Here is a 9,447-nt window from a genome sequence, read left to right as displayed (position 1 = left end):
CCGTAGAGTCGAGGGCAGGACGAAGTGGCCGCCCGCCTGTCGCCCCGGGGGGCAGCGGACAGCACCACTTCTGTACTAACCTCTACATAAGAAACTATCGACCGGCTGATCCGCCGTCAAGGAGGGCATGTGGCCCGCACCGGACGCCCGCGCGCCTTCGATCGCGACGCGGCTTTGCACACGGCCATGCTGGTCTTCTGGGAGCGCGGTTACGCGACCACCTCGACCACCGACCTGAGCGCCGCCATGGGCATCAACCCGCCCAGCCTCTATGCCGCGTTCAAGAACAAGGAACACCTGTTCCGGGAGGCCGTCGGACTCTACGAGCGCACCGAGGCGGACGCCTCGCGCCGGGCCATGGACGAGGCACCCACCGCGCGCAAGGCCGTCGCGGCGCTGCTGCACGAGAGCGTCGACCGGTTCACCACCGAGGGCAAGCCGCGAGGCTGCATGATCGTGCTCGCCGCCACCAACTGCACCGAGGACCACGCGTCCGTCCGGGACTTCGCGCTGCGCTGCCGTGCCCGCACCAAGACCACCATCAAGGCGCGCCTCGACGCCGCGGCGGACGCCGGGGATCTGGACGCGGACACGGACACGGACCGGATCGCCGCCTTCTACACCACCTTCCTCAACGGCCTGTCGCTCCAGGCGCGCGACGGGGCCGATCGCACGCAGCTGCACGACCTGGTGGACATGGCGATGTTCGTCTGGAACGCCCCGAACGGTCCCCTCGTCGACAGCGAGGCATGATCGGGTACGGCGGTCAGCCGACCGCCGTGACGCCCTTCAGCCAGGACTGTGCGGCCTGCGGGGACTTGATGGCCCCCCACATCGCCGTCGGGTGGTTGAAGTTGGCGACGAAGGCGTCGGCGACCCGCGGGTCGGCGGTGGCGGTGGCGGTGGCGAAGATCTCGCCCACGTGCTCGGGCGGCGGTGCGACATTGGCGTTGGACCAGGCGACGACCGGCTCCGCGATCCGCCACAACCGGTCGGCCGCCCGCTCGGCGAACCCCGCATCGAACGGCCCGTTGGCCACGATGAGTTCGGCCAGCTGGAAGGCGCAGCGCGAGCCGAGGTTGGCGGGGCCGAACAGTCCGGTTTCCGGCTCCTGATGTAACCCGGACTGCATTCAGCGAGCTCAAGCCGGCAGGACCCGTTTGCGGGGGAGTTCGAATCCTGCGCGGCCGAACATCTGGCGCTTCAGCATCTTGATCCGGTTGACATGGCCCTCCACGACGCCGGAGCTCCAGGGGAGGGTGAGACCGGCGGTTACGGGGTCGAGGTCGCGCATGAGGTGCTGAGCGAAGTGGCGGAGGCTGGGCAGTTCGGTGGTCGAGCTGGCCACTTCGATCCATTCGGGGAGTCGCTCGCCTTGCAGCTGGGTGAGCAGGTGGGCGAAGGAGCGCACGTGCCCGGTGAGTGCTGTCAGTTCGGGGCAGTTGGCCAAGGCGGCTTTGAGCTGGAGCCGGTCGTTTTCGGATAGTGCATCGGGATGGGTGAGGATCCAGCGGGTGACGGCGCGAGCCGATGGCGGCCGAGGGCCGACCGGCTGGGGCTTCCCCCGAAGAGTCCTGCTGACGTGATCCCGGACGCTGGCATATCCGCGTGGACAGCCCTGTTCCTTGATCTCCTTCCACAGCTTCCAGGCGTTGGTGCAGCCCTCCTGCCGGTGTCGTGGCGCGGGAGAAGCGCAAGATGGTGTTGAGGATCATGCCGAGTTGTCGGGCGACGGATCGCTTGCTGTGCCCGGCGGCGAGGAGAGCATGGATGGTGACGTGCTTGGCGCGTGTGCGTTCGGCGAACAGGTGCCCTGTCGGCCAGGGCGACAATGCGGCCGGCTCCGGCTCCTCCTGAGATCTCTCCGGCCGTGCCGGCATGGGGCGCAAGCAGCCACGGTGCCGATAGGCGCACTTCTCGGCGGCTTCTCCCAGGTTGTGCCGGAGGTGCCATCGGTCAGCGACCTGGAGGGCCTGCGGGGCGCCGCGGGTGGCTCCTTCGGCGAAGCAGAGGGCCCGGTCACGACAGACGATCTCGATGCCGGGACGCTCGGCGAGCCAGGCCGCGAGCGTGTCTGCCTCCCGGTCGGGATGCGGTGCGTGTCGAGAATTCGCCTGGCCGACTTGGAACTGGTTGGACAGGTTGGTGCGTGTGACACGCAGCATCTGGCCCATCGGGGTGCTGGTTGCGGCAGTGCAGACGGGCGGCATGTATCGGGTGGAAGCGGTCCAGAGGGAGAGACGCCGTGTAACAGATACCGGCGGTTGATCCTTGCTCTGCAACAGGAGTGACCGGCGACGAACCGGCGTCCCGCGTACGGCGTTTGACGGGTTGAGATCAAGAACTGGTCGAGCTCGACGAGGAAACGACGCCACGACGCCGAAAGGGCACCCGACATGTCTCTCCGCCGCTCCAGCACCCGCTCCCGTACGCTCGCCGCCGTCGGTTTCCTGGCGGCCGCGGGGCTGTTCCTCACCGCGTGCGGTCCCGAGGACTCCGCTACGGGCGCCGCCTCTTCCGACCCGTCCGTCTCCTCCTCCGCTTCTGCCTCTGCTTCCGCTACCGGTTCCGCCACTCCCGGGGAGGCCGGTGAGGGCAAAGGCGGGAACGGCGCGTTCGCCGGCGCGCTGACCTATCTGGCGCCGGGCAAGCTGATGGTGGGCGAGCAGGCGTTCTTCGTGGCCGAGGACACGGAGATCACGGGTGCCGGGTTCTGCGGCGACCCCGAGACGCCGGGGGCGGAGAAGTGCACCGTCGAGCAACTGGAGGCAGCGGCCAAGGAGGGCAACCGCGAGGCCGAGGTGGAGATGAAGAAGGGTATAGCGACCAAGGTCTTCGCCCCGGAAGCCGGCGGCGGCGAGGCCACCAAGGCGCCGGCCGTCGGGGACGGTACGGTCACCGGCACGCTGACCTATCTGGCGCCGGGCAAACTGATGGTCGGCGACAGCCGTGTCTTCTGGGTCGGTCTGAGCACGAAGATCACGGGCGGCGACATCTGCGGTGATCCCGAGGCCCAGGAGGCGGAGAGCTGCACCGCCGAGGAGCTGGACGAGGCGGCGAAGGCCGGCAACCTGAAGGTGACGGTGACGATCACGGAGGGGATCGCCGAATCGGTCATCCAGGCGTAGACCCGCCCTCGGCTCCCGCGCACGCTGTCCGGAATTCACGGCCAGTACCCTCACTTCGGCGGCGCGACGTTCAGCTCAACCGCAGTTGATCGGGGCGTGCTCCCCGTCCCTGCCAACTCAGCGATGACGAGGAGGATCTCGTCATCGCGACGGCCACCACACGACCGGTCGAGCTGGGCCGGCCGTTCACCCGCTGGTCGCATCGGCCGCGAGGCGTTACGGTGCCTGCTCGCCCGCCGCGGCATCACCTTCCAGCACACCAAGAGCACACCAAGACGTGGAAGGAGTCCCCGGATCCCGAGCGCGACACCGAGCTCGACCGCATCGAGGAGTCCTTCACCGCTTTCCGGACCGGGTGTTCGCTTTCGACGAGTTCGGCCCGCTCGGGATCCGGCCCATCACGGGCTCGGGCTGGGCCGAACAAGGCCGACCAGGGGTCACCACCGACCACCATGGGTCAACAACAAGCCAAGAGCGCGGTTCCCAGCGACGCGCTAAGCCTGGCCTAAGGTTGATCGGGGACGATGAGCGGCAAAGGCATCGACTGGAAGGGGGCGGGCCGGCGTGCGGATCATGATCGCGGATGATGAAGTGGCCATCCGTGAGTCGCTGGAGCGGGTGCTCCAGGTCGAGGGTTACGACACCAGCATCGTCGCCAACGGTCTCGCCGTGCTCGACGGGGTCGGTGGGGCCGGCGGTGACACGCTGGATCTGCTGATCCTCGACGTGATGATGCCCCGCCTCGGCGGGTTGGAGACCTGCCGGCGGTTGCGGGCCGCGGGCCAGGATCTGCCGGTGCTGATGCTGACCGCCCGTGACCAGGTCTCCGACCGGGTCGCGGGGCTGGACGCGGGCGCCGACGACTACCTGCCCAAGCCGTTCGCCACCGAGGAGTTGCTGGCCCGGGTGCGGGCCCTGCTGCGCAGGCGCACGCCGACCGACGGGGAGTCGCAGATCCTGTCGTTCGCCGACGTCCGGATCGATCCCGACAGGTTCGAGGCGTGGCGTGGCGGGCGGCCGCTGCGCCTGACCCGGACCGAGTTCTCCCTCCTCCAGGTCCTCGTGCGCAACGCGACCCGGGTCTTGACCCGCGACGCGCTGTTCGAGGCGATCTGGGGCTTCGACATGAGCGCCACCGCCAACAACCTTCAGGTATACGTGAGTTACCTGCGCCGCAAGATGGAAGCCGAGGGTGAGCCGCGATTGATCTACACGCTGCGCGGCCTGGGATACACGTTGCGGGAGACTCCTCCGTGAGCAGGCGCGCCGGCCGTGAACCGCGCCGGCTGACCCGATGGTGGCGCCGGCGGTCCCTGCGGGCCAGGCTGACGGTGATCGCCGCGACGGCCATCGCGGTCAGCGTGTTCGTGGCCTTCCAGGTGGCCAGCGAGCTACTGGACTGGGAGCTGCAGGACACCGCCAAGAATCAGCTGCGCGCCGACTCCCGCGTCCTGGCGACGAACGCGGAGCGCGCCGGTCTGGCGCAGGTCCAGCTACCGCCGTATCCCGGATCCGGTCGGCTGGTGCGGGTCATCCTGCCCGACGGCTCGACCCGGACGCCGGCCGGCCAACCCGCGCTGCCCCCCGTCAGCGAGCACGCCGGGCGCGTGGCGCAGGGTGCGTCGGCCGACCTGATGGAGTCGAACGACAGCGACGAGGAGGGCTACCTCATCTACACGCTGCGGGCGGGCGACGGTGCGGTCCAGGTGGTCTGGATGGCCGACGACAGCCCGGTCAACCGGTTCGGGTTGGGCATGCTGCTGATCGGGCTGTTCTGCGTGGTCGGCGGCGCCCTTGTCGGGCGGACCGTGGCGCGGACCGGGCTGGCACCGATCGACCGGCTGACCGCCGCCGCGGTACGTGTCGCGCACACCCGGGATCTCGACGCCGACATCCCGGATGAGGGCGGTGGGGAGATCCGGCGGCTGATCCAGTCGATCAACGACATGCTTGCCGCGCTCCGGGACTCCCGGCGGGCCCAGCGGCTGCTTGCCGAGGACGCCGCTCACGAGCTCAAAACCCCGCTCACCAGCCTGCGCCTCAACGTCGAGCTGCTGATCCGGCTCGATCGGCGCGGCACCCTGGACAGCGCACTGCCGGCGGAGAGCCGGACCCGGCTGCTCAACGATCTCGGCGCCCAGGCGGCCGAGTTGAGCACCCTAGCCGCCGAGCTGACCGACCTGGCGCGCGGTGACGTCAGCGACGAGAACACCGAGCTGCTCGACCTCACCGACGTGGTGGTGGCGGCCGCAGCCCGGGCGCGTTCCCGCGTGCCCGACATCGAGGTCGCGCTCGACGTGACCTCCGTGTGGGTGAGCGGGCGTCCCGCTGCGCTCCAGCGGGCGGTGCTCAACCTCATCGACAACGCCGGCAAGTGGTCCCCCGCGGACCAGCCGGTCCAGGTCCGGCTCCGTGCCGAGGGCGCGTCGGCGGTGCTGGAGGTCGACGACGCCGGGCCCGGCATCGACGCCGCCGACGCACCGCGGGTGTTCGACCGGTTCTACCGTGCCGACAGCGCCCGGGCGTTGCCGGGATCCGGTCTGGGGCTGTCGATCGTGCAGCGGGTCGTCGACGCCCACGGCGGCCGGGCCACCGTCGCCCGCTCCGCACGCGGTGGCGCGCTGCTTCGGGTCGACCTTCCGGCCGCGGCCCCGCCCGCCCCGATCGCGCGGCTCACCACCGGGGAGGACACCGCGGTGCGCTGACCCGCGCCGATGGCGCGGCGCAGGACAAGGGTCGGCGGTTCTCGGGCATGTGGCACCGTATACACACGTGAACAGGGACGCCGAACAGCTCAGCCGATGGCTGCGCGGACATCCGGGTGTGGAGATCGTCTGCCGCGACGGCTCGCTTGCCTATCGGCAGGGCGTTGCCGATGGCGCCCCAGAAGCCGTCCAGGTCAGCGACCGTTTTCATGTGTGGCAGGGCCTGTCCCGGCGCGTTGAGGAAAACGCCGCCACCCACCGCGGCTGTCTGCCGGAAGTTCTCCCTGCCTTCGGAGCGACCGAGTCCGAGTTTGCGAACGCCGCGGCGACGGAACCCGAACCGGCTGACACTCCGGCCGCCCGTCATGCTCGCCGGCTCTTCGAGGCGGTGCACGCGCTGACCGATACCGGCCGCTCCTACAGTTCAGCAGCCCGCGCGCTCGGCCTCGACCGCCGCACAGTGCGCAAGTACGCACGCGCCCGAACCTGGCACGAGGCGGTCCGCCGACCTCCGCGCCGCCCCTCCACCCTCGACCCGTACTTCGACTACCTGCAGCAACGCTGGGGACGCGAGGGCGAGCACAGCGCCAGGAACCCGCACCGGGAACTCCTCACCAAGGGCTGCTTGGGTCACTGTCAGCGCGTGAAGACGGCCGTCGCACCACTACGGTGTGACCTGTCCTTGGACGAGTCACCGGCACGGCCCGCACACCGCGCAACGTCTGACACGCTCACGGCCGGCGGACTGGCTTCACTGACTGGTGCCGCCGCAGCTCTGCGTGAAGACCAGCACACGGTCACCCGGGGATCACCACCCTCTACAACTCGGGGGCCGACGAAGGCCGTATCACCGACGTGAAGCTCCACATACGCATCATGGGAGGCCGTCCCGGCGTCCCGCTCCTGCGCCAACGAGCAAATCCTGCCAGAGCCACTTCAGCTCGTACGCCGACAGCATGGCCCCGCACGGCTCACCGGCGGGGCAGGACACCGCGGTGCGCCGACCCCAGCCCCGGCGCGTGGCGCAGGACCAAAGGGCGGCGACCGTCGGGCCCATGAAAAGATCCGGGACGGGCCTGGGGCCCGTCCCGGATCTCGTCCGTACCGCCGCGCTCAGCGTTGCAGCACGGGCTCCTGATCGTCGGCGAGCGGCCGTGGACCGTTCGGCAGCTCCGCCGCCGGACGGGACAGCCGGCTCGGCCACCACATCCGCCGGCCGATCAGCAAGGTGAGGGCGGGCACCAGGACCGACCGCACCAGCAGGGCGTCGAGGAGCACGCCGAAGGCGACCAGGAATCCGACCTCGACCAGCATCACCAGCGGAAGTGTGGCGAGGACCCCGAACGTGGCCGCCAGGACCAGGCCTGCCGAGGTGATGACGCCACCGGTGGCCGAGAGGGCTTTGAGCATGCCCTCTCTGGTGCCGAGACGCAGGGTCTCCTCCCGGGCCCGGCTGGCCAGGAAGATGTTGTAGTCGACGCCGAGCGCCACCAGGAACAGGAATGCCAGCAGCGGCACCGAAGAGTCGAGGCCCTTGAACCCGAGAACCGTGTCGAAGAAGAACACGCTGCCACCGAAGGCCGCGGCGAATGAGATGACCACGGTGGTCATCAGGACCAGCGGGGCCAGGATCGCGCGCAGCAGCAGCCCGAGGATGATCAGGACGACGATGAGCACCAGCGGGATCACCAGCTTCTCGTCGCGCACGGTGGTCACCTCGGTGTCGAGGTTCTCCGCACTCGGCCCGCCGACGATCGCCTCAGCCCCGCTCACCGCGTGCACGGCGGTGCGTACCCGCTTGATCGTGTCGTACTCCGCGGTGGTGTCCGGCGCGTCCTTCGGGGTCACGGAGATGTTGGCCCAGCCACCGCTGGTCTGCTCCGGGACGGCCTCGGCCACACCGCGAGTGTCCTTGACGACGTCGAGCACCCGCTCCTGGTGCTCCGGCCGCGTGAAGATCGTCATCGGCTGGCCGCCGAGCTCCGGGAAGTGCTCGCGGAGAACGGTGAAGCCCTTGACCGACTCCGGCGTGTTGAGGAATTGGTCCTGCTCCCGCAGGGCGCCGGTGTTGCCCGCCATCCCGAGGGCGAGCACGCCGAGGACTCCGAGCGAGCCGAGCGTCGCCATCCACCGGCGGCGGTTGATGGAGGTGCCGAGCCGTCCCCACAGCCCCGGCTTCTCCTGCACGGCCGTGCTGAACCGCGGGACGGCCGGCCAGAAGACCCGCCTGCCGAGCACCACGAGCACCGCCGGGAACAGCGTCAGCATGGCCACCAGCGCGCACAGGATGCCGGCCGCACCGATCGGGCCCAGCCCGCTGGTGCTGTTCAGGTCCGCGACGAGCAGGCAGAGCAGGCCGGCGACCACGGTGGCCGCGGACGCGATGATGGCCGGCGCCGCGCCGCGCAGCGCGTGGACCATCGCGACCCGGACGTTCTCATGGTGGTGCAGTGCCTCTCGATATCGAGCGATGAGCAATAGCGCGTAGTCCGTGCCGACGCCGAACACCAGGATCGTCAGCAGCGCCGAGTTCTGGTCGTTGACCACGATGTTGAAGCCCTTGACGAGCAGGTAGACGGTGCCCATCGAGGTCAGTGCGGCCGCGCCGACAGCCAGCAGCGGGATGATCCACAACACCGGGCTGCGGTAGGTGATGATGAGCAGGAGCGTGACGACGATCATGGTGGTGAGGAGGACCTGCGTGTCGATGCCGTCGAAGACGGCCTCCATGTCGCCGTCGATCGCGCCCGGTCCGGTCACGTCGAGTGCCAGGCCGGAGGGGCGGTCCTTCGCGGCGTCACGTACCGGGCCGACGAGGTCCTCCGGTGGGCCGTAGGACATGTCCACATCGAGGGTGAACACCATCGCCTCGCGGTCGGCGGAGCGGCTCATCGGTGAGCCCTCGTCGTCCTCGCCGGCCGCCGCTGTCCCCTTCGGCGGGTACTTCTTGGTAAGGGTGTCGTAGTGGCGCTCCACCGTCGCGCGGTCGGCGTCGGTCATGCCGCCGGCGCGGTGGTACACGAAGACGAACGTGTTCTCCTCACCACCGGGGAGCTTGTCGTCCAGCGCCGCCACCTTGGTGGACTCGGCACTGGCCGGCAAGGTGTCCACGGCGCTGTCGGTGGTGACCGAGCTCAACTTTCCGCTCAGCGGCACCATGCCCACCGCCAGCACAAGCCACAAGCCAATAACCAACCATGGCACCCACCGGCCTGCCAACCGACCGGCCGGCGTTTCCCCGGACGGCGCTGCGTTGACTGCCATCACTAGCCTCCCACATACGAGTTACATCGCTTGTCTGATGCCTACTTCCTAACGAGCGAACCTGAGACGACCGTTAGAGCCTGTGAAGTAACCGGCGTCCGTTGCAGATGGTGATCCTCCTTCCCGGAAAGCGTCCCGACGGTGGCCCCGGTGCAGGCGGCAGGTGACTCTCCACCGCCGACCAACTCGTCGTCTTCCTCCGCAAGAAACGCTGGTCCATGACGAACGCCTTGCTCGCCGAGGCGACCGGCCTGAGGCAAGAGCCGGATCGGCGCGACCCTCTGGGACGCAACCCCGGTCTCACCGCACTCGGTCACACCGCCTCCACCGGCGCCCTCACCGTGACGCAT

7 protein-coding genes and 3 pseudogenes are annotated in these 9,447 nt (G+C 69.4%); 7 read left to right on the top strand and 3 right to left on the bottom strand.

Features of this window, described 5'->3' with window-relative positions; translation table 11 throughout:
• Nucleotides 1–129: 129 nt before the first annotated feature.
• The gene (locus AOK01_RS11245; RefSeq protein ID WP_055510822.1) at nucleotides 130–753 is read left to right on the top strand and encodes a TetR/AcrR family transcriptional regulator; all 624 of its coding nucleotides are present in this window, start codon (nucleotides 130–132) and stop codon (nucleotides 751–753) included.
• A 13-nt stretch (nucleotides 754–766) separates the two neighbouring features.
• Here the strand turns inward: AOK01_RS11245 and AOK01_RS44060 are convergent, their stop codons facing one another.
• A complete protein-coding gene (locus tag AOK01_RS44060) occupies nucleotides 767–1,132 on the bottom strand; it encodes a hypothetical protein (RefSeq protein WP_055510821.1) in 366 nt (121 codons plus the stop codon).
• A 9-nt stretch (nucleotides 1,133–1,141) separates the two neighbouring features.
• A pseudogene (locus tag AOK01_RS46510) lies at nucleotides 1,142–2,090 on the bottom strand (ISL3 family transposase); the annotation flags it as partial.
• Nucleotides 2,091–2,396: 306 nt separating this feature from the next.
• On the opposite strand from AOK01_RS46510, the gene AOK01_RS11230 reads away from it, so the two are divergent.
• From AOK01_RS11230 to AOK01_RS40970, 5 genes and pseudogenes are all read left to right on the top strand, one after another.
• Nucleotides 2,397–3,128, top strand: a complete 732-nt coding sequence (locus AOK01_RS11230; protein WP_055510819.1) for a hypothetical protein — start codon at nucleotides 2,397–2,399, stop codon at nucleotides 3,126–3,128.
• 104 nt (nucleotides 3,129–3,232) lie between these two features.
• Nucleotides 3,233–3,561, top strand: a pseudogene (locus AOK01_RS44905) (IS630 family transposase); the annotation flags it as partial.
• 131 nt (nucleotides 3,562–3,692) lie between these two features.
• The gene (locus tag AOK01_RS11225; protein WP_055510818.1) at nucleotides 3,693–4,385 is read left to right on the top strand and encodes a response regulator transcription factor; all 693 of its coding nucleotides are present in this window, start codon (nucleotides 3,693–3,695) and stop codon (nucleotides 4,383–4,385) included.
• Complete coding sequence (locus tag AOK01_RS11220; protein WP_055510817.1) at nucleotides 4,382–5,833, top strand: HAMP domain-containing sensor histidine kinase; 1,452 nt, start codon at nucleotides 4,382–4,384, stop codon at nucleotides 5,831–5,833. Before AOK01_RS11225 ends, AOK01_RS11220 begins: the two co-directional genes overlap by 4 nt.
• Nucleotides 5,834–5,951: 118 nt before the next feature.
• Nucleotides 5,952–6,692 carry a transposase gene (locus tag AOK01_RS40970; protein WP_245702204.1) on the top strand — a complete coding sequence of 247 codons (741 nt, stop codon included), beginning with the start codon at nucleotides 5,952–5,954 and terminating at the stop codon, nucleotides 6,690–6,692.
• Nucleotides 6,693–6,946: 254 nt separating this feature from the next.
• Here the strand turns inward: AOK01_RS40970 and AOK01_RS11215 are convergent, their stop codons facing one another.
• Complete coding sequence (locus AOK01_RS11215; protein ID WP_055510816.1) at nucleotides 6,947–9,097, bottom strand: MMPL family transporter; 2,151 nt, start codon at nucleotides 9,095–9,097, stop codon at nucleotides 6,947–6,949.
• A gap of 113 nt (nucleotides 9,098–9,210) precedes the next feature.
• On the opposite strand from AOK01_RS11215, the pseudogene AOK01_RS40965 reads away from it, so the two are divergent.
• A pseudogene (locus AOK01_RS40965) lies at nucleotides 9,211–9,444 on the top strand (ISAzo13 family transposase); the annotation flags it as partial.
• Nucleotides 9,445–9,447 lie beyond the last annotated feature (3 nt).

Source organism: Streptomyces aurantiacus (assembly GCF_001418335.1).
GTDB lineage: Bacteria > Actinomycetota > Actinomycetes > Streptomycetales > Streptomycetaceae > Streptomyces > Streptomyces aurantiacus.
This window is presented reverse-complemented; position numbering and strand designations above follow the sequence as displayed.